General features: G+C 41.0%; 22 protein-coding genes. 16 read left to right on the forward strand and 6 right to left on the reverse strand.

All coding sequences use genetic code 11. The features are described 5' to 3' along the window. Window positions 1-8 precede the first annotated feature (8 nt). Complete coding sequence (locus I8752_RS05335; RefSeq protein ID WP_225895449.1) at window positions 9-1,712, forward strand: ShlB/FhaC/HecB family hemolysin secretion/activation protein; 1,704 nt, start codon at window positions 9-11, stop codon at window positions 1,710-1,712. A gap of 133 nt (window positions 1,713-1,845) precedes the next feature. Here the strand turns inward: I8752_RS05335 and I8752_RS05340 are convergent, their stop codons facing one another. Beyond that, complete coding sequence (locus I8752_RS05340; RefSeq protein ID WP_214431288.1) at window positions 1,846-2,799, reverse strand: hypothetical protein; 954 nt, start codon at window positions 2,797-2,799, stop codon at window positions 1,846-1,848. A gap of 454 nt (window positions 2,800-3,253) precedes the next feature. Beyond that, window positions 3,254-3,457, reverse strand: coding sequence for a hypothetical protein (locus tag I8752_RS05345; RefSeq protein WP_214431289.1), 204 nt, complete (start codon window positions 3,455-3,457; stop codon window positions 3,254-3,256). Window positions 3,458-3,869: 412 nt separating this feature from the next. Between I8752_RS05345 and I8752_RS05350 the strand changes: the two genes are divergently transcribed. From I8752_RS05350 to I8752_RS05360, 3 genes are all read left to right on the forward strand, one after another. Further along, a complete protein-coding gene (locus tag I8752_RS05350; RefSeq protein WP_214431290.1) occupies window positions 3,870-5,231 on the forward strand; it encodes an NAD(P)/FAD-dependent oxidoreductase in 1,362 nt (453 codons plus the stop codon). A 592-nt stretch (window positions 5,232-5,823) separates the two neighbouring features. After that, window positions 5,824-7,110: an FAD-binding oxidoreductase gene (locus tag I8752_RS05355; protein ID WP_214431291.1), complete on the forward strand. Its 1,287-nt coding sequence runs from the start codon at window positions 5,824-5,826 to the stop codon at window positions 7,108-7,110. 40 nt (window positions 7,111-7,150) lie between these two features. After that, window positions 7,151-8,503 (forward strand): (Fe-S)-binding protein, encoded by a 1,353-nt coding sequence (locus tag I8752_RS05360; RefSeq protein ID WP_214431292.1) that lies wholly within the window; start codon window positions 7,151-7,153, stop codon window positions 8,501-8,503. 177 nt (window positions 8,504-8,680) lie between these two features. Here I8752_RS05360 and I8752_RS05365 read toward each other — a convergent pair whose 3' ends face one another. Together I8752_RS05365 and I8752_RS05370 are read right to left on the reverse strand one after the other, a co-directional pair. Then, entirely contained in the window at window positions 8,681-9,040 is a 360-nt protein-coding gene (locus I8752_RS05365; RefSeq protein ID WP_214431293.1) for a hypothetical protein, read from the reverse strand. A 145-nt stretch (window positions 9,041-9,185) separates the two neighbouring features. Continuing rightward, the gene (locus tag I8752_RS05370; protein WP_214431294.1) at window positions 9,186-9,470 is read right to left on the reverse strand and encodes a sll1863 family stress response protein; all 285 of its coding nucleotides are present in this window, start codon (window positions 9,468-9,470) and stop codon (window positions 9,186-9,188) included. A 600-nt stretch (window positions 9,471-10,070) separates the two neighbouring features. On the opposite strand from I8752_RS05370, the gene fabG reads away from it, so the two are divergent. The 7 genes from fabG to I8752_RS05405 all read left to right on the forward strand — a co-directional run bounded on the left by fabG (window position 10,071) and on the right by I8752_RS05405 (window position 19,589). Then, on the forward strand, window positions 10,071-10,766 hold the full coding sequence (fabG, locus tag I8752_RS05375) for a 3-oxoacyl-ACP reductase FabG (protein WP_214431295.1): 696 nt from the start codon (window positions 10,071-10,073) through the stop codon (window positions 10,764-10,766). Window positions 10,767-11,014: 248 nt separating this feature from the next. After that, window positions 11,015-12,895, forward strand: coding sequence for a PAS domain S-box protein (locus I8752_RS05380; protein WP_214431296.1), 1,881 nt, complete (start codon window positions 11,015-11,017; stop codon window positions 12,893-12,895). A 561-nt stretch (window positions 12,896-13,456) separates the two neighbouring features. Continuing rightward, window positions 13,457-15,142: a potassium-transporting ATPase subunit KdpA gene (kdpA, locus tag I8752_RS05385; protein ID WP_214431297.1), complete on the forward strand. Its 1,686-nt coding sequence runs from the start codon at window positions 13,457-13,459 to the stop codon at window positions 15,140-15,142. Window positions 15,143-15,321: 179 nt separating this feature from the next. Further along, a complete protein-coding gene (gene kdpB / locus I8752_RS05390; protein ID WP_214431298.1) occupies window positions 15,322-17,427 on the forward strand; it encodes a potassium-transporting ATPase subunit KdpB in 2,106 nt (701 codons plus the stop codon). A 63-nt stretch (window positions 17,428-17,490) separates the two neighbouring features. Next, window positions 17,491-17,760 (forward strand): potassium-transporting ATPase subunit F, encoded by a 270-nt coding sequence (locus I8752_RS05395; protein ID WP_214431299.1) that lies wholly within the window; start codon window positions 17,491-17,493, stop codon window positions 17,758-17,760. Between the two features lie 40 nt (window positions 17,761-17,800). Beyond that, the gene (kdpC, locus tag I8752_RS05400) at window positions 17,801-18,403 is read left to right on the forward strand and encodes a K(+)-transporting ATPase subunit C (RefSeq protein ID WP_214431300.1); all 603 of its coding nucleotides are present in this window, start codon (window positions 17,801-17,803) and stop codon (window positions 18,401-18,403) included. A 103-nt stretch (window positions 18,404-18,506) separates the two neighbouring features. Continuing rightward, a complete protein-coding gene (locus tag I8752_RS05405; RefSeq protein WP_214431311.1) occupies window positions 18,507-19,589 on the forward strand; it encodes a universal stress protein in 1,083 nt (360 codons plus the stop codon). Window positions 19,590-19,786: 197 nt separating this feature from the next. On the opposite strand, the gene I8752_RS05410 is transcribed toward I8752_RS05405, so the two are convergent. Next, window positions 19,787-20,545 carry a PEP-CTERM sorting domain-containing protein gene (locus I8752_RS05410; RefSeq protein ID WP_214431301.1) on the reverse strand — a complete coding sequence of 253 codons (759 nt, stop codon included), beginning with the start codon at window positions 20,543-20,545 and terminating at the stop codon, window positions 19,787-19,789. Window positions 20,546-21,136: 591 nt separating this feature from the next. On the opposite strand from I8752_RS05410, the gene I8752_RS05415 reads away from it, so the two are divergent. Then, on the forward strand, window positions 21,137-22,342 hold the full coding sequence (locus I8752_RS05415; protein WP_214431312.1) for an anhydro-N-acetylmuramic acid kinase: 1,206 nt from the start codon (window positions 21,137-21,139) through the stop codon (window positions 22,340-22,342). A gap of 24 nt (window positions 22,343-22,366) precedes the next feature. Here I8752_RS05415 and I8752_RS05420 read toward each other — a convergent pair whose 3' ends face one another. Next, the gene (locus I8752_RS05420; RefSeq protein ID WP_214431302.1) at window positions 22,367-23,044 is read right to left on the reverse strand and encodes a LuxR C-terminal-related transcriptional regulator; all 678 of its coding nucleotides are present in this window, start codon (window positions 23,042-23,044) and stop codon (window positions 22,367-22,369) included. A gap of 90 nt (window positions 23,045-23,134) precedes the next feature. Between I8752_RS05420 and I8752_RS05425 the strand changes: the two genes are divergently transcribed. The 4 genes from I8752_RS05425 to I8752_RS05440 all read left to right on the forward strand — a co-directional run. Then, the gene (locus I8752_RS05425; protein ID WP_214431303.1) at window positions 23,135-23,557 is read left to right on the forward strand and encodes a DUF6220 domain-containing protein; all 423 of its coding nucleotides are present in this window, start codon (window positions 23,135-23,137) and stop codon (window positions 23,555-23,557) included. A gap of 273 nt (window positions 23,558-23,830) precedes the next feature. Continuing rightward, window positions 23,831-24,283, forward strand: a complete 453-nt coding sequence (locus I8752_RS05430) for a hypothetical protein (RefSeq protein WP_214431304.1) — start codon at window positions 23,831-23,833, stop codon at window positions 24,281-24,283. A 574-nt stretch (window positions 24,284-24,857) separates the two neighbouring features. Beyond that, window positions 24,858-24,995, forward strand: coding sequence for a hypothetical protein (locus I8752_RS05435; RefSeq protein WP_214431313.1), 138 nt, complete (start codon window positions 24,858-24,860; stop codon window positions 24,993-24,995). Window positions 24,996-25,019: 24 nt separating this feature from the next. Next, window positions 25,020-25,319, forward strand: a 300-nt coding sequence (locus I8752_RS05440; protein ID WP_214431305.1) for a transposase, incomplete at its 3' end; no start/stop codon positions are given.

Below are 25,319 nucleotides of genomic sequence, written 5' to 3' on the forward strand. Positions count from 1 at the left end.
CGCTTAACATGTTACCTAGATTTATATCTGGAACCTTGCTTTTGACTTTTGCTTTTTTATTTCTGACTTACTCAGCACAGGCACAAGCACCAAACCCCCAAGGAGATCGCAACCGAGACCGTTTTCCCCAACCTCAGTCAGTCCCAGAACCGCTACCATCGGAACAGCCATCCTTACAGCCAACTCCTACCCCAGAAGTTTCACCAACACCGAGTTCTGAGAGGATACAGGTTGAAAAAATTCAAGTGACAGGCAGCACAATTTTTAATATAGAGACATTGAATGCTATTACTAAACCAGTGGAAGGGCGTTCTGTCACTTTAGATGAATTGACCCAAGTTGCCAATGCGATTACGCAACTTTACCTAAATCAGGGATACATCACTTCAAGGGCGATTTTAGTAGACCAAAAAGTTACCAATGGCGTTGTAGAAATTCGAGTGATTGAAGGCAGCTTGGAAAAAATTGAAATCCAAGGTACAAAACGTTTGCATCCTAATTATGTGCGATCGCGCATCTCGTTAGGTGTAAGCAAGCCTCTTTCCACCGCCAGTTTAGAAAGCCAGTTAAGATTGCTGCGGGCCGATCCCTTATTTTCCAACATCGAAGCCAGCTTGCGTCCTGGTACTAATCTCGGTCAAAGTATTCTCGTGGTACGCGTCACTGAGGCTAACCCTTTTTATGGCACATTCAGTATTGACAACTATTCTCCACCTAGCGTCGGTTCTGAAAGATTAGGTGTCAGCGCTGCTTATCGCAACCTTACAGGTAGGGGCGATGAACTTGCTGCATCTTATTATCGAACTACGCAGGGAGGTTCCAATATTTACGATTTCAGCTATCAAGTGCCATTGAATGCAATGGATGGTACTTTACAACTGCGAACCTCGATTAATGATAATAAAGTTATCCAGGGAGACTTTAAGAGTTTCGATATTAGTGGAGAATCTCAGCTATACGAGATTAGTTATCGACAACCACTGATGCGATCGCCGCGTGAAGAATTTGCCTTATCTATAGGTTTCGCCGTTCAAAATGGGCAAACCTTTACCTTTGCCGGGCCGACACCCTTTGGTTTTGGCCCTGACGCTGAAGGTAACAGTCGTACCCGCGTCATCAAATTCGGACAAGATTACGTGCGTCGGGATGCTCAAGGTGCTTGGGCATTGCGATCGCTATTTAGTTTAGGGATTGATGTATTTAATCCCACAATCAACTCTGACCCCGTTCCCGATGGTCGCTTTTTTAGTTGGCTGGCACAAGTTCAGCGCGTGCAACGCTTGAATCAAAATAATTTATTAATTGCCCAAGCTGAACTACAACTGACACCGAATGCTTTATTACCTTCCCAACAGTTTGTCGTTGGTGGCGGTCAATCGGTGCGTGGCTATCGGCAAAACGTCCGCGCTGGCGATAACGGAGTGCGATTTTCTTTAGAAGACCGCTTTACAGTCCAAGAGGATTCTGCCGGAAATTCGACGTTACAATTTGCTCCATTTTTTGATTTAGCATACATCTGGAATGTTGATGATAATCCCAATAGTTTACAAAGGCAAAAGTTTTTAGCTGGTCTGGGGCTGGGAGTTTTATTCGAGCCAATACCCCGCCTCAATCTGAGAATAGATTATGCCCTTCCTCTAATTGATTTAGATGACCGGGGTACAAATGCTCAAGATGATGGTTTTTACTTTAGTGTTGGCTATCGTTTTTAAGCTTTGATCTAGCCTCATTGCATCGAAACAAGATAGAGAAAAATAGTATTTTTTGACGAATAAAGCAGTTTATGACTGTCTCATTTTATGGTACGGCACAGAAGAATATACCAAATTTTCTGAAACTCACTTTTCACGCCCGAATTAACATTGGGTCATAAATTTGACACTCCTGAATCCCATGCTTGCCCATAATATAGCTAGCAGGATCTAGCTCGTTGTCTGTGCCATTAACGATAACTATGTAGTTGCCTTGCTCGATTTGCTCGTTGTAAAAGCGTGCCCACTCATCTGGTACTCCTAATCTCATAGCGTCAAAGCGATCGCTGACACTAACGCTTGTTGAGTTTTTCAATTGCGAAAAGTCTTTGCAAATTAAGGAAATCTGGTTTGCTGAAAAACCTGCAAGATACATATCGTCAATTGCTGCTTCCGCATTGCCAATATTATTAAAGTAACTAATAGCATATTTAGTCAAAATTCCACTTTTATTAGGAATAGTAGTAGGGGTGGAAAAACTATCTGTAGTTACATCCTCGCTGTTGAGATGCTCGTAAATGCCCAACTCTTCGATACCCCAACGTTGCAGAATTGCTGCTACTTTGGCAATTTCTTGAGCTGTACCATCCACAATTATTAAGTAATGTCCGTACCCAACTCGCTCGTTATATGCTCTAGCTTGGTCTTCCGACATTCCCCAACCAACTAATGCACCAGCAAAAGTCCCAGTAGTAGCACCAATACCGGCCCCTACAAGGGTTGTAGCCAAAGCAGTTGCTGTTGCGCCAGCCAACATGATTGGGCCAACTCCAGGAATTGCTAAAGTCCCAAGACCTACTAATAAACCAGTCAATCCACCAACAGCGCCCCCTGACAGTCCTCCTACTGTTGCACCTTCGTCAGCTTTATCACTAGTGCGATCGCTAATTTCATCATTGAGAATTTGAGAATTACGGTCTGGATTCTCTACGACTACAGATACTCTATCCATTGCAAAACCAGAACTTCTCAACTCATCTAGTGCCTGTTCTGCATTTCGACGATCGGTAAATACGCCTACAGCACGTTGATATTGACTTAAAATCATTACTACTCCTTGGTTGCAGGGTAAAAATGAATCCCTACAAATTTAGTTATTCAGTGCCAGTAATAATAAATACAAGTTGGTTGAATTTAAAACTATCTTAAGTAATAAAATATATATACAGCCGTAGTCCTACTGGTTATAGCTGGGTACTGGGTACTAGGGACTAGGTAATAAATAATGAACGAGAAAAATAATCCCCAATCCCCAATCCCTTTTACTTACCTTCCTACGAGTCGGTTCCGGATTACGGGTTGATGATTTAGGCGATCGCCCAAATTTGTACTGAATTTCAATCAGGCGAATTGATCTAGTATTAAAAAAGTGAATCGATAGCCTCTACCGATTCACTTTCAAGAATATTCAGTGCAACTATTTTGCCACTAGCGAGTCAGTGGAAAATTAGAACAATACAAAAGTGAGAAATAATTACTCTTTTTTGGAAAAATGCAACAATCTAATTTGTTACCGATTTAGTTTCTATCACAAACTGGATATCTTTACCTGATACTTGGGCATTTAAATCATTTCCTGGGATGGGAAAATGAACATCGAATTTATCTTGATGACATTGCATCACTATCCCTACTAAACCTTCTTTTAATTCATCGTTGATATTTCGAGTTAACTTCACGATGTCTTTTTCTTGAATATTTGTCATGCTTTTAACCTCAATTTCTTCAAGTAAAGTTTGCTATTTTGAAATTAGATACTATGGCAAATAGTATGATGCATCATTTCCTCTTTACACTTCCTTCCTGAGCAATAATTTAAGATCGAATTTCTGTCTTTTAGACGTATCTCAATAGTGTGAAAGTAAAGCGATGATATTTACTGATTTTTGAACAAAAATCACATAGAAGTCCTATAGAGCAAAGAAATCTGGGGATAGAGTCTCCCCCTACTCGCTTAACGGAAATTCTTTCTTTGGGACTGTCCGCTCAAAAACGTAGTTGTAATGACTTTAACTATTTTTTCATTTGTTCAAAATGAACAGAAAAAAATGTGACATTTTCGATACTAATTTGTTAAGAATAGTTACAGCACCCCGAAGATATAAGGAAATACTTCTTATGGTAGATGCACTTAAGAATACTCCACCCCATCAGGTTGTAATTGTTGGTGGTGGCTTTGGTGGACTGTACACTGCAAAGGCATTAGCTAAAGCTAAGGTAAACGTTACTCTCATCGATAAACGTAACTTTCACCTTTTTCAACCACTTCTGTATCAAGTTGCTACCGGTACGCTATCACCCGCTGATATTTCTTCGCCCTTGCGAGCAGTACTCAGTAAGAGCAAAAATACAAAAGTGTTGTTAGGAGAAGTGAGTGATATCGATCCACAAGCGCAAAAAGTCATCTTGGGCGATGAAGCGATCGCCTATGATACGCTAATTGTTGCCACAGGAGCCAAACATTCCTATTTTGGTAAAGATGACTGGGAAGACTTTGCTCCTGGTTTGAAAACCGTAGAAGATGCCATAGAAATGCGTCGCCGGATTTTTACAGCATTTGAAGCAGCAGAAAAAGAAACCGATCCAGAAAAACGCCGTGCTTGGTTAACGTTTGTGATTGTGGGTGGCGGCCCTACCGGAGTAGAATTAGCAGGTGCGATCGCAGAATTAGCATACCAAACCCTCAAAGAAGATTTCCGCAACATCGACACTACAGAAACCACAATTTTACTTTTAGAAGGCATGGATCGCGTCCTGCCACCTTTTGCACCAGAATTATCACAAGCAGCAGAAGAATCTTTGCAAAACTTGGGTGTTGTTGTCCAGACAAAAACCTTGGTAACAAATATTGAAAATGATGTTGTCACCCTTAAACAAGGTGATGTAGTCAGAGAGACTGCCGCCAAAACTGTATTATGGGCGGCAGGTGTGAAAGCTTCGCCGATGGGGAAAGTTTTGGCAGAACGCACAGGCGCTCAATGCGATCGCGCTGGTAGAATCATCGTCGAACCCGACTTAAGTATTAATGGACATCCTAATATCTTTGTAATTGGTGACTTAGCAAACTTTTCACATCAAAATGATAAACCCCTGCCTGGTGTTGCACCCGTAGCAATGCAGGAAGGAGAATATGTAGCGCAACTGATTCAACAACGACTTAAAGGTAACACTTTACCCCAGTTTGCTTACAGCGATCGCGGAAGTTTAGCGATGATTGGACAAAACTCCGCCGTTGTGGATTTAGGTTTTATCAAACTTAAAGGTTTCTTTGCATGGCTATTTTGGCTATTAATTCACATCTACTTTTTAATTGAGTTCGACAACAAATTAGTAGTGATGCTCCAGTGGACATGGAACTATCTAACTCGAAATCGTGGAGCGAGATTAATTACAGGCCAAGAATCGCTATCCCAAGTAGGAAACGACAAAATTAATAGTTATTACACACCAGCAGAAAATAGACAGCCACTTAATGTGTAGCTGACAGAACTATAGCAGGAGGCAGAAGGCAGCAGGGAAAGTCTAACTATTCCCAGCATTCAAGCTTTGAAAATGTCCTAACGGGTGAGGCTACAGCCATATCTTGAAAATGGGACTTTCTTAACCCTCTTCTGTCACTCTCCGTGAGGGCGATTGCTAGAAGTCTCACGAGGCAATCAATACAACCTATACTATTAGAAAAAAATTGCTCTTGAATTTGTTATTAGAAAATAATCGCGCGATCGCTTGCTGTACAAAAGCTCTAGAATTCAGAAATGGCAAATGTTTTCGGAGACTGACAGAAGAGGGTTAATTACGAATTACGAATTTGTATAAGACCCCTACATATCCGTCACTGCGTCCCTAGCTTCAAAAGCGATGGGATATTTTTTTAGCCCCAAGCCGCCCAACGCGCTGGCTCCTGTAGCCTGTGAAACCCGTCCATCGCAGTGGCTCCCCCTTGTGGGTGGCTTGATTTAATACTTCCGACTTCCGACTTCATTTTTTATTTTTCGTCTTCATGCGTAAGTCCCAACTCTTTTAGTGAGATTAACCAGTAAATTAGATGTAGGGAGTACAAAATAAACTACTGATGAAAGCAATCGCCTCTAGTCTTGCATCTATCGTCGGCGAAGAAAATGCTGTCTGTCTTTGGGAAAATCTCGAACTCAGTCAGCAAAAACATATTCAATTAGCGATCGCTTCTAAAAATCCTCCCACTTGCATCGTCTATCCGCACACTCAAGAACAACTAGCCGCTGTAATTGCAGAAACTCACCGTCACAACTGGCGCGTTCTGCCTTGTGGCAGTGGCAGCAAACTCAGCTGGGGTGGTTTAGCCAAAGGTGCTGATGTCATAGTCAGCACAGAACGCCTCAACCAACTTATCGAACACGCTGTTGGCGATCTGACTGTGACAGTAGAAGCCGGGATGAAGTTCTCCCATCTCCAGGCAATTTTAGGAAGATCGCGCCAATTTCTTGCCCTTGACCCTACAGCCGTTGAGTCGGCAACCATCGGCGGTATCGTGGCTACAGGTGATACGGGTTCCCTACGGCAACGTTATGGTAGCGTGCGCGACCAGCTTTTAGGCATTACTTTTGTGCGTGCTGACGGACAAATCGCCAAAGCTGGGGGACGAGTAGTGAAAAATGTTGCCGGATATGACTTGATGAAGTTGTTTACTGGCTCATACGGCACATTAGGGATTATTAGTCAAGTGACTTTTCGAGTTTACCCACTACCGGAATTATCGAGTACGGTAGTGCTGACTGGGACAGCAGAGGCAATATCCCAAGCTGCTGCAATTCTACGAGGTTCGGCATTAACACCAACCGCTGCCGATTTGCTATCAACTCAATTAATTTCTAGCTTAGAGTTGGGTAAAGGACTGGGATTAATTGCTCGTTTTCAAAGTATTAGTGAGAGTGTCAAAGAACAGTCAAAGCGACTTTTAGAAGTAGGACAAAAGTTGGATTTAGCTGGAGCAATTTATACAGATAGCGATGAAGCTAATTTATGGCAGAGGTTACAAGAACAAATGCATTTTACTGCCACAGATTCAGCAATTACTTGCAAAATAGGAGTGTTACCTACTGCTGCGGCGGATGTTTTGACTCAAGCAAAATGGGGTTTGATTCACATAGCTAGTGGTTTGGGGTGGTTGCGTTTGGAGAATCAAGACCGGGTTTTACAAATGCGCGATCGCACTCAAGCTAACAATGGTTTTTTAACAATTCTGGAAGCTCCAGCAACAGTTAAACAACAAATAGATGTTTGGGGTTACAACGGCAATGCTTTACCCCTAATGCGCCGCATTAAAGAACAGTTTGATGGCAAGAATCTTTTAAGTCCTGGGCGGTTTGTGGGTGGGATTTAGAAAACGAGCCACAGAGATAGAGAGGGGATTAGGAATAAATATGCAAGTTTCAGAAGACTCTGTTAATAATACAGCTAGTTTAAAAAATTTAAAAGGATTCGATCCTAATCATCCACCCGATCCCAAGTTGATTGATAGTTGCGTGCATTGTGGATTTTGTCTCTCAACTTGTCCTAGTTATCGGGTGATTGGTAAGGAGATGGATTCTCCTAGAGGACGCATCTATTTAATGGATGCAATTAATGAAGGTGAAATCGCTCTAAATACCGCAACAACCCAACATTTTGATTCTTGTTTGGGATGTCTTGCTTGTGTGACAACTTGTCCTTCAGGCGTGCAGTATGACAAGTTAATTTCTGCGACTCGCCATCAAGTCGAACGAAATTATCCTCGGAGTCTCCCAGATAAACTTTTTCGGCAACTGATATTTTCTCTATTTCCTTATCCCAATCTTTTACGAGTTTTACTAGTTCCAGTATTTGTTTATCAAAAGTTGGGTTTTTCTAAATTCTTTCGCGCCACGGGCTTACTTAAAAATATATCGCCCCGTTTGGCAGCAATGGAATCTATTTTGCCAGAAGTTACTTTTCAATCTTTTCAAAATAATTTACCTACTGTTATTCCAGCCCAAAGGCAAAAGCGTTACCGAGTGGGCGTAATTTTGGGATGCGTGCAACGGCTGTTTTTTTCACCAGTAAACGAAGCAACAGTGAGAGTTTTAACAGCAAATGGATGTGAGGTTGTAATTCCGCGATCGCAAGGTTGTTGTGCAGCCCTTCCCGAACACCAAGGACAAACAGAACAAGCAAAAGCTTTAGCTCGGCAAATGATTGATAGTTTTGCCAATACTAATGTAGATTTTGTAATTATCAATGCTGCTGGTTGCGGCCATACTTTGAAAGAATACGGCCACATTTTAGAAGATGACCCAGAATATCGGCAAAAGGCAAAAGATTTTGCTGCAAAGGTAAGAGATGCTCAAGAATTTTTGGCGACTGTTGGTTTAACAGCGCAACTATCGCCGCCGACAAATAAACCACTGAATTTAGTTTATCAAGACGCATGTCATTTATTGCACGGACAAAAGATTAGCGTACAACCACGTTTACTATTACGGCAAATTCCAGGAGTAAAGTTAACAGAACCTATAGACGCAGCTTTGTGTTGTGGTAGCGCCGGAGTTTATAATATGTTGCAACCAGAAATAGCTGAGGAATTGGGTAAGCAAAAAGTGCAAAACCTGCTAAACACTGGTGCTGATTTAATTGCTTCTGCTAATCCAGGTTGTACGTTGCAAATTACTAAGCATTTGCGGTTACAAGGTAAGGAAATTTCAGTAATGCATCCAATGGAGTTGTTAGATTATTCGATTCGGGGTGTGAAGTTGAAGTAGCTGCAAGATTTGAGTTAAGTAAATTTGAAAAAATTGATGGTCAAGTTATAAACTAGCTTGACCATCAAACTATATTGATTTACTTGTTATACCAATTTCAAAAAAGAATGCGACACATGGGTAGTATTCATTTTTCAAATTGGTGTTGGGGATTAATTGTTCAAAAATTAGATAAAATTACTTATCCCCTGTTACCTTTCCTAAGTAATCTTCAACTTTGTCTATTACACTAGTAGCATTTTGAGAGTTGTCAGGACGCTTCATTTTATTTATATCAGCATCTCCTTGAACTTCATTAAGACCTTTCTCTGATTTTGATTGTACTTCTTCTAAAGAAGGAGGTGCAGAGCGAGCTACTTCATCAGTTTTCTCTTGAATTTCATTTAATTGTGTAGTTCCCTCAGTAGGAGAGCTTTTTGAGCTACCAATTGCAGCAGCAGGAAAAGCGTTAGATACTACTAAAGTTAAGCATAAAGCAGCTGCAATTACGAAACGTAAAGGACGGATAATGGGTTGAACGAAACGAATAAAACTCATGGTTTTTCTCCTATTTAACAGAAACTTGAGTGAATTATATAGCCGTAGTCACTAATATTAGGGTTTTATTGATTACTCAAAGCTTTGATTTAACTGGTTTTTACTCAGCAATCAGCACTTTGCTATAGTAGATTGAATCTACTAGCTAGAAATGATTGGAAGCACGCTTGAAGGCAATTTGTAATTCATTCCAAGCATTTTCCAAACCTGCTTTGATATCTTCCCAAGCATTACCGCTAGATGCTTTGAGTTCTTGAAGTTTTACACGAGCAACCTCATACTTGTCATTTAAAACTTCTATTTGCTCGTGATATTTATCTTTAGCATCTGCCTTAGCAAGAGCAGCTTGAACTTTTAACTCATCAATTTTAGTTTGCAGTTTAGCGATTTGCGCTTCCATCTCTACTTGATATTCTTCTTTAGTCTTCATTATTGGTTCCCCATTAAAATAGTGACTAAATTTATTTATCTTACTTTTGAGATAATATCAATTTTTTATCCTCAAAAATTGATAAATAATAAGTTTTTGTATTCCTAAATTATATGAGCGTGTTTTTTTCAATTATTACTAAATTGTTTACTAATCAATTTGTACTTTAAAAACATTGATATCCAAATCAACCTGGAGGATAAAAATCTACCCATCTGTAGAAGCTATTCCGCTTTTTAAAGTTAGTCCTCCAGATAGAATACGTATTTAGTTGAAGATGTGCCCTCTTTTAGCATAAGTAGCCGTTATCAGCCACATACGCTGGAGTGAATGAAAAATAGAGTAGGGAAGATTAATTTTTACTTTTATGTTTTAAATATCGCCTCAACTTTCCTTAAAAAGCAGGACTTATAATCCTCTTTTACTCATTTTTTAAGGGGTTTGCCGTAAGCGGGGAGATTTTAACTGAACCAGAAAAAAGGAAAACCTTTACCCTTTAACCCTTTCCCTTTTTACCTTTACCCTTCTTAATTAGGGAATTCTCACCAGATGCCTCTTGTCGCGCTATCTTGAAAGTGAGCTTTCAGGAGTGCATCTTTCATGAAAGGTAAGCAAGTTTTACTCACAGGCGGTACTGGTGGACTAGGTTCGGGTGTGACACCGGCGGTTCTCGCTCAAGGTGCAGAAGTAACAATTTCTTATCGCAATCCCAAAGAAGTCGAACGTCTCAAGGACACTCTACCACCCACAGATTTTGAGAGACTTCACTTTATCCCCGCTAATCTGGAGGAGGAAGCCTCGGTGGACAATCTCATCTACCGCATAGGAAAGGTGGATGTGTTAATTCATTTGGTGGGTGGCTTTTCAATGGGAAAAACCCACGAATATAGTTTTTACGATTGGAAGCGCGAATTTGAGATCAACTTGAATACAACTTTCTTGACTTGCAAATATAGCCTCAAAAGTATGTTGCAACACGGCTATGGGCGTATTGTTACGGTAGGTTCCAAGGCTGCTTTAGAACCATCTGGGCAATTAGCTGCATATTCTGCTGCTAAAGCTGGTGTGGTAGCTTTGACAAAAGCGATCGCTGATGAAACTAAAGGCACTAATATCACTGCTAATGTTGTCCTCCCTACTGTGATTGATACCCCCACTAACCGCGAAGCAATGGGAGAAGAAAATTCTGATAAGTGGGTAAAACCTGAATCACTAGCACAATTAATTTGCTTTTTAGCCTCTGAAGCTGCTAGAGATATTCGCGGTGCAGCAATTCCGATATACGGCAATATTTAGTTATATATCATCACAAATATCTTATTTGAGTTGTTGACTGTTAACAGTTAACAACTCAAATATTTATTTCGATTGATGAAATTTTTCCAAATTGATTATTGATAAATAATAAAAATATATTTTTGAAAGTAAATTACTCATTTTGATTGAGGATATAAGCAACAATATGAGTTTAGAATGCAAAATATTACAACACTCCTATCAAAGCTAATCTGGTCTCAATTGCTTTAATAGCATCTAAAAAGTCTATGGATAAAGTTATCACTTCAATGGCAGATGCCTTGTTGGTAACAAGTAATACAGGCAAAATTAAAAAAATTAATCTTGCTGCTCAGAGATTATTTGGATTTTCTGAAGAAGAATTAATTAATCGACCAATTTCTCTAATCTTTGATAACCAGGATTTAACTTCTCAAATCATTCACCAGCATACTATATTACAGCAGCAAGTTCACGATATAGAGCTAGTTTGTAGAACAAAAAAAAACGAAAAAATCTTAGTTGCTTTTTCTTGTTCCTTAGTTCGCAAAAATACAGGATTATTAGAAGAAATTATTTATATCGGTCGAGATATTACCGCTCGCCAGCACCGAGAACAGCGTAATAATGCCAAGTGCGCTATAACTCGTATTTTATCAGAAGCTCAAAATATTAAGCAGGCAATTCCGCAAATTTTACAGGTAATTTGTGAAAGCTTGGAATGGGATTTAGGTGAACTTTGGACTCCAAATCAATACTTAAGCCCACGAGTACAACAAAACAATGTAGATGTAGTACTCAGGTGCGTGGAAATTTGGTCGAGTCGAGTTGTTTCTGTGCGAGAGTTTAAAGCAATTACCTGGCAAACTACGTATACTCCTGGTATTGGTTTGCCTGGGCGAATTTGGTCGAGACGTTCTCCTTTATGGATTAGAGACATTTTAGATGATGTTGACCAACGGCGATCGCAACCCGCTGCTAAAGCAGGATTACACGCAGCATTTGGCTTCCCTATCCTAGACGGTAATGAAATCTTAGGAGTAATGACTTTTTTTAGTCGGGAAGTACAATCAAAAGATGTCAACCTCCTACAAATGATGGTTTCTATTGGTAGCCAAATCACTCATTTTATTAAACGAAAGCAAGCTGAGGAAGCTCTGATCCAAAGCGAACAAACATATCGAGATTTATTAGATAATGCTAATGTTTTAATCCAATCTGTTAACGCTTATGGACAATTTTTATATGTGAATCGTGCATGGCAAACAACCTTGGGATACAGTGAAACTGAAGTCGCTGGGATGAAATTATTTGAGATCGTCCATCCGGATTTTCAAGAACACTGTCGGCAAATGTTTTATCGTTTGATGTCAGGAGAGAAATTAGAGCAAGTTAAAACTGCATTCATTACGAAGGATAATCAAACAATCTATCTCGAAGGTAATATTAACTGTAAATTTGTTGGTGGTAAACCAGTTGCCACTCGTGGCATTTTCCACAACATCACTCAGCAAGTATTAGTAGAAAAGCTACAATATCAGCAATCGGTACAATTGCCAAATAAATTGCTATTAATTTCCGACAATCTGCAAAACTCGGCAAATATTACTCACGAAAATTTGACTTATGTCACGGTTTTATTTGCAGATATCGTCGGGTTTCATGAAAGTGCTGCTATAAGTGCAATTCAATTAGTAAATTTACTCAACTCAATCATTTCAATATTTAATAAACTTAGTTATCGCTACGGTTTGGAGAGAATCGAAAGCATTAATGATGGTTATATGGTAATTGCTCAAGGCTCAGATTGTGCTCAAGCAATTGCCCAGATGGCGCTAGATATGCAAACAGCGATCGCTAAATTTAATGCTGAGAATAACCAAAATTTTCATCTCAGTATTGGTATTCATAGTGATGCTGTAGCAGTAAAAGTAATGAATCCAAACAATTCAATAGACGTTTACTGGGAAGAGATAGCGAACACTGCCAGATGTGTGGAATCATCTGGAATATTTGGTGAAATTCAAGTTACTGAAGCTGCTGCTAAACACTTACACAAGGCATTTTTATTAGAGAAATCGGAAGAAATTGAAATTAAAAGCAATGAGAAAATAAGTACTTATATTTTGCTTGACCGAAAGCAATACTAATTATTTATTAATAGTTGAAGAATGCAAAATCAAAAGTGTGGGGTATTAAACCTGCTTATTCATCCGCAGCTTGGTACAAAATTCATGCGCTCATTCTGGCTTCTGACTTCGGAATTATGTTTTGATAATTATCTAAAAAGATATTAATCAAAGCATTATTTTTTACATAAAAAACATTACAAATTATTCCTATAAAAAGTTAAGGCTAATAAAACAATAATTTTTTAGTGTTAATTTATACTACATTTTCATTTTGTAGCGATCGCAATATGAGAATTCGTTATAGATAGCTTTGGGAGTAGCTAATTTTTAGTAGTTATTGTATAAACAGATGATATTAACATGCCAGATAGATGAATCCAAGCAAAATTTAAATATTCTTGACAGAAACTTTAACAAGCACCTAGAAAATAGTAAGGATGGAAAACAGTAAATCGAGATAAATAAATTGAGGTTATATGAGATATTGCCCAATATCTCACCATCTAATTGCCAAGTAGAGAATTTGTTATATCTAATAATCGGCTTTCTAGCCCTGTATTGAAATTGAGCGCGAAATAAATGGGACAAGGTTTTTTACAAATTGGCTTAACGCTGTGTATTGCGATCGCGATCGTTCCGATTTTGGGAAGATACATAGCGCGGGTTTTCTTGGGAGAAAGAACGCTACTCGATCCCTTAATGAACCCGATAGAGCGGAGTCTGTTCGTATTAGTGGGTGTCCGCAGAAAAGATGATATGACAGGTTGGCAGTATATTCGAGCCATACTGTACACCAACTTGTTAATGGGTATTTTAGTGTATTCGCTGATCTATTTTCAGAGATTGTTACCTTGGAATCCCAACGGCTTTGGTGCTATTACTTGGGCTACACTGCTGCATACAGTAATCTCATTTGTGACAAATACTGACCAGCAACATTACAGCGGTGAGACAACCTTAAGTTATTTTAGCCAAGTAGCAGCTTTAGGCTTTTTGATGTTTACTTCAGCGGCCACTGGGTTAACGGTAGGTATTGCTTTTATTCGCGGGCTGACAGGCAAAAATCTGGGAAATTTTTACGTCGATATCACTCTAGGTATTACAAGGATATTATTACCGATCTCAGTAATTGGGGCGATCGCTTTAGTTTTATCAGGCGTACCGCAAACATTACGCGAAACCTTGGTTGTTCAAACTTTGGAAGGAAGCACGCAGTACATAGCCAGAGGCCCAGTCGCATCCTGGGAGGCCATCAAAATGTTGGGTGAAAACGGCGGCGGTTTTTTTGGTGTTAACTCCGCTCACCCCTTTGAAAATCCTAATGGAGCCTCTAATCTCATCGAAATCATCGCGATGGTTTCTATTCCGGCATCTTTAATTTACGCCTACGGTGTGTTTACCAAAAATATCAAACAGGCGTGGCTATTGTTCTGGATGGTGTTCGCAATCTTTGTGATTTTAGTTTGGGTGACAGCTGGTGCAGAACAACAAGGCAATCCCCTTGTGAATAACGCTCTCAAATTAGAAATACCTAATTTAGAAGGCAAAGAAGTCCGATTTGGCTGGGCGCAAACAGCCTTGTGGGCAGTCATGACCACTGCTACCATGTGTGGTGCTGTCAACGGGATGCACGATTCCTTAATGCCATCAGGGATATTTTCTACACTATTCAACTTATTTATCCAGATTATTTGGGGAGGTCAAGGAACTGGAACAGCTTACCTCTTCATTTACCTCATTCTCACCGTTTTCTTGACTGGGCTGATGGTGGGACGCACGCCAGAATTTTTAGGGCGCAAAATTGAAAAGCGCGAAATCGTCCTCGCCAGTGTGGTGCTGCTGATTCACCCTATGTTAGTTTTAATTCCCAGTGCCATTGCATTGGCTTATCCGATTTCTCTATCTGGAATTACCAACCCCAGCTATCATGGTATTTCCCAAGTAGTTTATGAATATGCTTCAGCGGCTGCAAATAATGGCTCCGGCTTAGAGGGATTGAGAGATAACACTCTCTGGTGGAATTTAAGTACCTCTTTTAGTATGTTTGCAGGACGCTACATCCCGATTATTGCCATCCTGCTATTAGCAGACAGCATATCTCGCAAACCAAAAGTACCAGAAACCCCTGGTACGTTGAAAACCGATTCTCTGATATTTACTACCGTCACAGCTGGAGTAGTGCTAATTTTGGGAGTACTAACCTTCTTTCCTGTTTTAGCTTTAGGCCCGATTGCCGAAGGTTTTAAATTAGCCTCTGGTAGCTAAAAAAGGAAATGAGGGGGATGAAGAGGATGAGGAAGATTAAAGATAAGCTAATCATCATTTAGATTGCATTTTGCATCTTTACTAACGATCCAAACCATGTATTTTAAAGCTACATAGCTCATTACTTCCTCATCTTCCCCATCTCCCTCATCTTCCTCCTCTCTTTCTCACAACATAATATGAATCCTGTTGCACCTACCCCCAAACCAAAATCATCTCGTCGTTCTAGCGATCGCCGCCAAGCCCACAAAAAAGCTAGGATTAATACCAGAGGAATCTACCCCAGAGCCATTAGGGATGCTTTTATTAAGCTCAATCCCAAGAGTGCAATTAAAAATCCGGTGATGTTTTTGGTTTGGGTAGGGACACTCATCACCCTAGCAGTCACCATCGATCCCAACTTATTCGGCCCATCTACTCAGAAGAACCCGCAACTATTTAACGGCTTGTTAACGGGGATTTTATTCTTTACCGTCTGGTTCGCCAATTTTGCCGAAGCCGTGGCAGAAGGACGAGGGAAAGCCCAAGCCGATGCCTTGCGATCGACCAAGTCAGAGACGATCGCTAAAAAACTCGCCTCCGATGGCACAATTACTGAAGTATCTTCTACTAGCCTGCAACAAGGTGACAACATCTACGTAGTCGCAGGCGATATCATTCCCGCTGATGGCGAAGTAATCATGGGTGTCGCTTCGGTGGATGAATCGGCAATTACTGGGGAATCTGCACCAGTCCTCAAAGAATCGGGTTCGGATGTTGCTAGTTCTGTGACCGGTGGTACGCGCATCATCTCAGATGAGCTAATTATTCGCATCACTGCTGACCCAGGCAAAGGCTTTATCGATCGCATGATTGCCTTAGTAGAAGGCGCAGAACGCACTAAGACACCAAATGAAATTGCTTTGACGGTGTTACTAGCAGTACTAAGCTTAGTATTTTTATTTGTTGTCGCTACCTTGCCCGCACTTGCCTACTATGTTAATAGTCCAGTTAGCGTGCCTATTTTGGTAGCTTTGTTGGTAGCGCTGATCCCCACGACCATTGGCGGCTTACTCAGTGCCATTGGTATCGCCGGGATGGATAGAGTTGCCCAATTTAATGTGATTGCCACCTCTGGACGAGCCGTAGAAGCTTGTGGAGATGTCAATACTCTAGTTCTTGACAAAACAGGCACAATTACCCTCGGCAACCGCTTGGCAGAAGAGTTTATCCCGATTGAGGGTCACTCCATAGAGGAAATTGCTTATATTGCTTTGGTAGCTAGTGTCTTTGATGATACGCCAGAAGGTAAATCCATTGTCCGGCTGGCACAAAGGTTAGGCGCAAGATTTGACTTCGACCCCGACCGGGTAGAAGCAGTGGACTTTTCCGCCAAGACGCGCATGAGCGGCACAAACTTACCTGGTGGACGTGAAGCGCGCAAAGGAGCAGTCGGAGCAATTAAAGGATTTGTGCGTTCCCGTAATGGAGACGATAATAGCCCCGAACTGGATGCTGCCTATCAACGAGTTTCCCAATTGGGAGGTACACCCCTAGCTGTTTGTTTGGATAACGAAATTTATGGTGTTGTTTATCTCAAAGACATTGTGAAATCTGGTATCCGCGAACGCTTTGACCAATTAGGCAGGATGGGTGTACGTACTATCATGCTAACTGGCGACAACCGAATTACCGCCGCTGTCATTGCCAAGGAAGCAGGAGTCGATGACTTCATTGCCGAAGCCACACCAGAAGACAAAATCAACGTCATTCAACGCGAACAGGCAGAAGGTAAACTTGTGGCGATGACAGGAGATGGCACTAATGATGCTCCTGCATTAGCACAGGCAAATGTTGGTTTAGCCATGAATACAGGTACTCAAGCAGCTAAAGAAGCAGCCAATATGGTGGATTTGGACTCCGATCCCACAAAGTTAATCGATATTGTCGGGATTGGTAAACAATTGTTGATTACGCGCGGAGCCTTGACGACATTTTCCATCGCCAACGATATTGCTAAGTACTTTGCGATTATTCCGGTCATCTTTGCCGCTGCTAACCTGCAAAGCCTGAATATTATGAATTTGACTAGCCCAACTTCTGCTATACTTTCGGCGCTGATTTACAATGCTTTAATTATTCCCGCTTTAATTCCCTTAGCTTTGAAAGGCGTGCGGTTTAGACCTTTGAGCGCTAATCAGTTGCTACAACGCAATATTTTAATTTATGGCTTAGGTGGGGCGATCGCGCCGTTTATCGCCATTAAGTTAATAGATGTAATGCTAACGGCGATCGGATTGGTTTAAGCAATTAAAAATAAAAAATAACTGCCATCTTGGCAGGCAAAGACGCAAAGAAAAAAGAAAATCATGAAACGAGCTGATTTACCAGGAAAGTTTTTGGCGATGGATTTCATCCCAACTGTTTTTAATATTTGGTCGCAATGTCGTAAGCAAAAACTACCACTCGCTATTTTTATTGGGCTGTGCTTGAATTTGCTAGTTGCTCCGGTCGTTTATGCTACTGCTGCTGGTACGCTGGAACGCAGTTCTGCTTGGGCAATTGGTATTTTAGGGGGGGTGACTCTAGCAATGGTAATTTACTTATTTGTGGTCGTTTTTCAGCCAGAACGCTTCTAAAAATTAAAAATTAAATTTAAGAGCAAGTAGAAAAGTGTTGATGTCTTTTATTCGAGAAACTAGCAGAGCAATTCGCATTACTCTGGTACTTTGGTTGTTGACAGCAATTATTTATCCTCTGGCAATTCTTGTAGTGGGTCAAGTTTTCTTGCCATTTCAAGCTAATGGCAGCATTGTGGAAAATATAGAAGGAAAACCTATTGGTTCGACTTTGATCGGTCAAATATTTACGTCCGAGCGATATTTTCAAGGTCGTCCTAGTGTAGTGAGATATAGCCAAGGGAGAAAAGCCAAGCCAACTGGGATATCTGGTGCTAGCAATCTTGCTCCCAGTAATCCACAGCTACTAAATCGAATTATCGAGCAGGCAAATCAATTCCAAGAAGAAAGTATTCAACCTACGGCTGATTTAATTTATACTTCTGGCTCTGGCTTAGATCCGCATATTTCGTTGATTACAGCGAGGCGGCAGGTGGAACGGGTGGCCCGCGCTCGCGGTATTAAAGAAGATGAAATATTACCTTTACTTAATAAATATACTGACGGGAGATTTTTATGGATTTTTGGCGAACCAGGAGTCAATATTCTGCGATTAAATTACGCTCTTGACTTACAAGAAATTAACCGTCAACAAAATCAATAAATTGTTAGTTGTCAGCGGTCAAGAAAAAACAACTGACAACTAGCAATCTAGATGATAATAATGCTAGTTCAAAACTACATTCTCGACTTCTGTGAGTTCCTCAATTTATCCAGCACGGCGGGGCAAACACAAAATATTTATTGGCATGGCTCCTGGTGTAGGCAAAACCTACCGGATGCTAGAAGAAGCACACGCACTTAAACAGGAAGGAATTGATGTTGCGATCGGGCTTCTAGAAACCCACGATCGCAAGGAAACGGCGCAAAAGGCAAAGGGACTAGAAATTATACCCCGCAAGCAACTTTCTAGAGGCGAGTTAACGCTGACGGAAATGGATACAGATGCAATTTTAAAGCGATCGCCTCAGTTAGTGTTAATTGATGAACTAGCTCATACCAATGTCCCTGGTTCTCAACGAGAAAAACGCTACGAAGATGTCGAAATCGTTTTGGCAGCAGGCATTGATGTCTACTCCACAATGAATGTTCAGCATTTGGAAAGTCTGAATGATTTGGTAGCAAGAATTACTGGTGTAGTAGTAAGAGAGCGCGTTCCTGACCGGATATTAGAAGAAGCAGATGAAGTGATAGTAATAGATGTCACACCGGAAACACTCCAAGAACGCTTATTAGAAGGCAAAATTTACGCGCCACAAAAAATCCAACAATCTCTAGATAACTTTTTTCAACGCCGCAACTTAATTGCTTTGCGGGAATTGGCTTTGCGAGAAGTTGCTGATAACGTGGAAGAAAATGCGATCGCCACGACTCCCAACGGGCAATTCTGTAATATTCACGAGCGGGTTTTAGTATGCGTTTCTACCTATCCTAACTCAGTGCAACTGTTACGCCGAGGTGCGAGACTCGCTAATTACATGAATGCCCCGCTTTATACTTTATTTGTTGCCAATCCCGAACGCTTTCTCACCAAAGAAGAAAGCTTGCATATCCATAATTGTGAGAAGCTGTGTAAAGAATTTGAAGGCACTTTTCTTCGGGCTACTAGCCATGATATAGCCAGTGCGATCGCCGAAACAGCTGAAAAATACCGTATCACTCAGATTGTCATTGGAGAGAGTCAGCGATCGCGCTGGCAGATCCTCCTCAAGGGTTCTTTAACTCAAAAATTAGTGCGCTTAGTCAAAAACATCGATTTGCATATCATTGCTAGCGAAAAGAAATCTTAATTTCAGCATTGACTATCATTTAAAAGCTAAAAGAGAAGCGAAGAATTTTCAGGTTCCTTTGCTTCTCTTAATAACAAGTTTTATATCTAGCTAAAATACAGTATGAGAATTTTTAGTTCAATTCACTTTAGCTAATATCGCACTCACAAAAACTGACTTGGAAGAGTTTATCTAAGTTACTTCACTGCAACTTTAGTTTAGGCAGATTCTTTTGCGCTTTGCAATTTTTGGTTCTTGCGCTTGCGTAGAAACAGACCACCTACAGCTAGCATACCTATAGTAACACTAGGTTCTGGCACGCTAGTTACACGGAATGTGTGGTTGTCACTTTCAAATCCGCCACCTTCGGTCTGAGAAATCACAATTTTGTTAAAGGTATCACTCTTATCTTGTGAGAAAAACTCAAAGAAGCCATTCTTTTGACCGCCATGCTGCGAGGCTCCAACAGAAGCTGCTGCATTCATCATGTCATAAGTAAATTCTTTGATTAAGGTAGCGCCATTGAAGAATTTTAAAGTGTTACCACCGCTCAGAGCGCCTGCATCAAAACCGAAGTAGGTAAAAGCGTCGCTACCTTTAGATTCAATGATGGTATCGTTTCCTTGGAAAACAGCTAAATAATTAGATTGATTGACTTCTGCATGAGCGCCAGAGGGGGCCCAAACATCGGAGTAAATACCAGTTTGTCCAGAATAAGCTGTACTAGAATAGCTACCGCTAGAAAACGAATATTTTACTCGATCGTTGCCAGGTATTTGACCATTGTTGAAATCAAAAGTTGTATATCCTGCTTCATTAACATTTTTAGAAAAAACACCTTCAGATGTTGCTGAAGCTTGACGGTAAGAACCGGGATCGTAGGTAAATCCGATGGCATGTGCCGAACCAGCATAAGTGAATGAAGCGATCGCGGATACAGATAAAGCAGTCAGACAAGCGATTTTCTTAAGAAACATTTGTATAAGCTCCAGCGCTTTTGTATGTGGTAAATGAATTATGTAATTAATTCATTACTCAACAACAGGATGTAATTACTGGATTTATATTTGCTCCGAAATTTGTCTATTGAGTCATTTTCTTTGAGGAAAATCACTCAAAGACAGTAGTTTTGTTTTTAGTAAATATGAAGATAATATCTAAATTAAACCGAAATATGAAAGACTAGTTAAATTGAATATTGTGTGTGAAAAAGCTACATTTTTGCGATCGGTATTTTTTAAGGACTAATGAAGACTAAGATATATTTAGTATGAGAACTTAACACAATAACTGCTACTCCACAACAGACACAACGCTCTGTAATGGTTGTACCTCTTGCCTGCATCACTAAAACTAATCGCCATACTATCAGTAAGCCACAGCAAAAGATTAGGCATCCCGAATGTTTTGCGCTAAAAGTTAGATTTTTGCCAAAATTTGAAGCGGCTTTAAGCGTAATAGCGTTAAATTGAAGCTACCTATGTTTTGGTTAGAGGCTGCAACTAGCAACAAAGCATAGTAGCATGGATGAGATTACCCCTTGCAATCAACAAAAAGAATCTCTATCAATGCATCTGACTGAACAAGCTGCCATCCCCACTCGCGTTATTGGTTTAATTAGTGGTACGTCCGTAGATGGAATAGACGCTGCCTTGGTAGAGATTTCCGGAACAGAGTTAGATATCAAAATTGAGTTGTTAGCAGGAGAAACATATCCTTATCCTGGCGATCTCAGAGAACGTATCTTAGAAATTTGTGCCCAGAAAGCCATCTCAATGGCAGAATTAGCAGAACTAGATGATGCGATCGCTCTTGCCTTTGCTCAAGCTGCCCAAAATATTCAAATTGGTCATCAGCCAGCAACATTGATTGGTTCTCACGGTCAAACAGTTTTTCATCGACCTCCTGGAGATTGGGGATTAGGGACTAGGGACTGGGAACTGGGAAATAAAAACTCACTCGGTTACAGCCTGCAAATAGGGCGTGGTGCTTTGATTGCTCATCTCACAGGAATTACCACTATTAGTAATTTTCGCGTTGCTGATATCGCCATTGGCGGTCATGGCGCGCCTCTCGTGCCAAGAGTCGATGCCTATTTACTCAGTCATCCGCAAGAGGGACGTTGTATTCAGAATTTAGGTGGTATTGGTAATGTGGCTTATATTCCACCTCGTCGTGATGACTGGCTGACTAAAATTCGCGGTTGGGATACCGGCCCGGCAAATAGCCTATTGGATTTGGCGGTGCAGCATTTAACTGCTGGTGCTAAATCCTACGATGAAAGCGGCAAGTGGGCAGCGAGTGGCACTCCTTGTTATCCATTAGTAGAACAATGGCTAAGTCAAGATTATTTTCATCTACCCCCACCGAAGTCTACTGGTCGGGAGCTTTTCGGTGTGGCTTACCTGCATGAATGTTTAAAAGATGCCGAACCATATCAACTCAGTCCTGCCGATCTACTGGCGACGCTTACAGAACTTACAGTTGCTTCAATTGCTCGCAGTTACCAAACTTTTTTACCGCAAATGCCACAGCGGGTACTATTATGCGGTGGTGGTAGCCGCAATCTCTATTTAAAACAAAGGTTACAGTTATTATTGCCATCAGTGCCAGTCTTGACTACAGATGAAGTCGGTTTAAATGCAGATTTTAAAGAAGCGATCGCTTTTGCTGTTTTAGCTTACTGGCGACAATTGGGTATTCCTGGTAATCTCCCTGCTGCTACTGGCGCACCTCGTGAAGTTCTTCTAGGAGAAATTCACCTTGTTGAATAGAAAGATCAAAGGTTTCATCCTTCTTTAACCCCCTTTTGAGTAAAGCTGCGCGATCATCTCAGCACGACATGAAACCCCCAGCTTGCGAAACATCCGTTTTAAAGCTTGCTTCACAGAATTTTCTTGAATCCACAAAGCTGCACCGATTTCAGCATTTGTTAGTCCTTGTGCTACTAGTTCGGCAATTTGAATTTCTCGCGGTGTTAAACAATTTATATTCGCAGAATTGAATTGTTTTGATTGCAACTGTCTTGTTGCCATCCAGGTTGACAGATGCAAGCAAAGGGCACTCAGGTCAGCCAAATTCCCAGCATTAAAAGCAGGCGTATCGCTATGGCGAGTAAAACCTACCCCACCAATTAAGCGACCATTACTGACAATCGGCCCAGCCATTACATGTCCATGGTCGGAACGCGGGCAAATCATTTTCCAAACCCCAGGCGGTAACACTAGTTCTTCGTGAACTGGGGCATGACGCTCTACTACGTAGCGTAGAACTGGATTATATTCTGTAGATAAAGCTAGTTTTACGATGCTGGGAAGATTGCCCTCAATCGGGGAAAGTCGCTCGAAGAGAAAAAGCCCCCAACGTTTAGCGACAAAGTACTTACCAACATCAATAATAACGTGCTGTCGTAGTTCTTCTTCGTTACGAGCCTGAGCGATCGCTTGAAACAAAAACTGCAAAGAATTCACCGTCATGGTTGCTGCAAACTGTACTCGAACGAGGACTAGGCGTAGTTGCTAGACATTTTTAGTATAGATTCTATTGCAATCATTATCGACAAACGGATGACACAAACAAGTTTTGATGCCGATAGCCGACAATCACCAGCACGCTCGATTCAGATTGTTTTTTTCACGCTGGCTGTGCTGTTCAATCTTTGCCTAATTGCTCAAATTTTAACTGTTGGAATGGCGTTCTTTTACAACCCTGAGTGGTGGAAAATTCATGTGTGGTTGGTGCGTGGGTACAGCGGTCTGGCTCCCATCCTGCTGGGATTGGTGTACCTGAGTCCGTTTCCCCAAAGAGTGCAAAGCCTGACAAAAGCTATACCAATACTTCTCGGACTGCAATTTCTGACGATTCACCTCAAAACATCTTTACCTTTGGGAGTACTCCATCCACTGATTGGATTCGCACTGTTGTCTGTTTCTACAACCTTAGTTCATCGCTCACAGCGCGTAGTTTTCCCTCAAACAGAGGCAGATTAATCAGCGCTATAGGAGGGCGATCTGCACATATTTGGTTTATCTTAAAGTATTTATCATGTACGGAATTACGATGGTTCCTGGAATGAATGGAGCAAACTCCCCGATACACCCATCGAAAAATAAACATTGAAAATTCTATGAAGCAGAAGGGGGAAGAATTTTATTTAATTTCTTTCCTGTCTGCTTCCCTGCTAATTTCCCGCCTGACATTTTGACGTTTCATAGATATCTTTGAGTCTTAGCGGTACTCGATTAAGACAAGGAACGTACAAGGTGACTCACACTTTTCTATTGGAACCAGGACGCTGGACAATACAAGGAAGTTGGTTGGAACGTCATGGGATGCCAATCAGCGTAAAAGGTATGACCTTGGTAGCTTGGAATCGAGACAACTGGTTCACTATGGCAACAAAGTTAATATTTCCAGGCAGCGATCGCCCAGAAATTTCTCTACAATACAAAGGGCGTTTGCACGATGGAGAGCGGCAGTATACTTTTTTACTCCAGCATAGTCTTTTAGGACAGGTTGAAGGTGAGGGCTGGATTGGCCCAGAGACAATAGTACAGCGTTATTGGGTACTGAGCGATCGCGAACGTCGGAGTGGTTTTGAAACCATGCACCGAATTTCAGATGATACATATTATCTCAGTAGCGGTGTGATGGTAGGTCATTTTCTCACCAACACCATGGAAGTCAGCCTAGAATATCAGTCAAAATCAAAATAACCATCAAGAATAGGGTGTGGGGTGTAGTGAAGACGGCATTGGAGGGGTCTTGAACCCCCAGATGGTGAATCGCCTTAAAAGCTTAGGATTGTACCCAAGGGTGATTGGGGCTATTTCTTCCCCTACACTCGCCCCAACGGGACTTGGTCAATAGTTACTTCTGACTTTTAAGTATTTCGTCAAAATTGGGCAAACTAAAATTAAATCAAAATAAAAGTGCGAGATAGTACTATTGCTCAGGGTAAATCTACTTATAAGTTTGTGGGAACGCACTTTTTACTTCCAATATCAGCCTTCGTCTTTGTACCTTGGTGAGCCATCACTGTAGGCAGGTTTTGCGCTGTAGGCAACTGGTGTTAGCGCCGCGTCACGCGAAGGATGGTTAAAAGTTGATATTTCAATTTATATCTTGAAAGCGGGGACAGGCGGCACGCCACCCACTATGAATTAAACAAATAAATCAAATTCTCTTATTTTCTGCCTTCTTAAAAAAGAAGGCAAATCCCAACACTTACAAGCTACCTACTGCTTAGGTGTTACCCAAACTTGTTAAATTATTGGAATCGAATTTTCTATGTCAGACCCTAACATTGGTCGCTTACTCGGCAAACGCTACCAGCTTCAGGAGTTAATCGGTACTGGAGCAATGGGTACCCGGATTTCTCACAAAGATATAAAAAAGGGGTCAAAAACTGCAAAAATGTATATATAGCAAGCATTTCAGCAGTTGTAAAGCATGACCCCAGCTTCAACAGATCGTATAGCAAAACAGTTCAAATTTGAACAGCCAAAACTACCTACAGTAGTAGTTAATTTCCAGGGTGGAAGAGTAATATCTGATGCCGGATTAAGCTTAATTGCTGAAATAGACAGAAAACTACAAATCACGTCACAGCTTGCACAGTGTTTTAAAGATTACCGAAAACCAAACCGAGTTGACCATTCAATAAAAGACTTAATTACACAACGAATATATGGGTTGATCATGGGATACGAAGACTTAAATGACCATGAAAAATTACGTCATGACCCGATG

Source organism: Dendronalium phyllosphericum CENA369 (assembly GCF_016056275.1).
In the GTDB taxonomy this organism is placed as follows: Bacteria; Cyanobacteriota; Cyanobacteriia; order Cyanobacteriales; family Nostocaceae; genus Dendronalium; species Dendronalium phyllosphericum.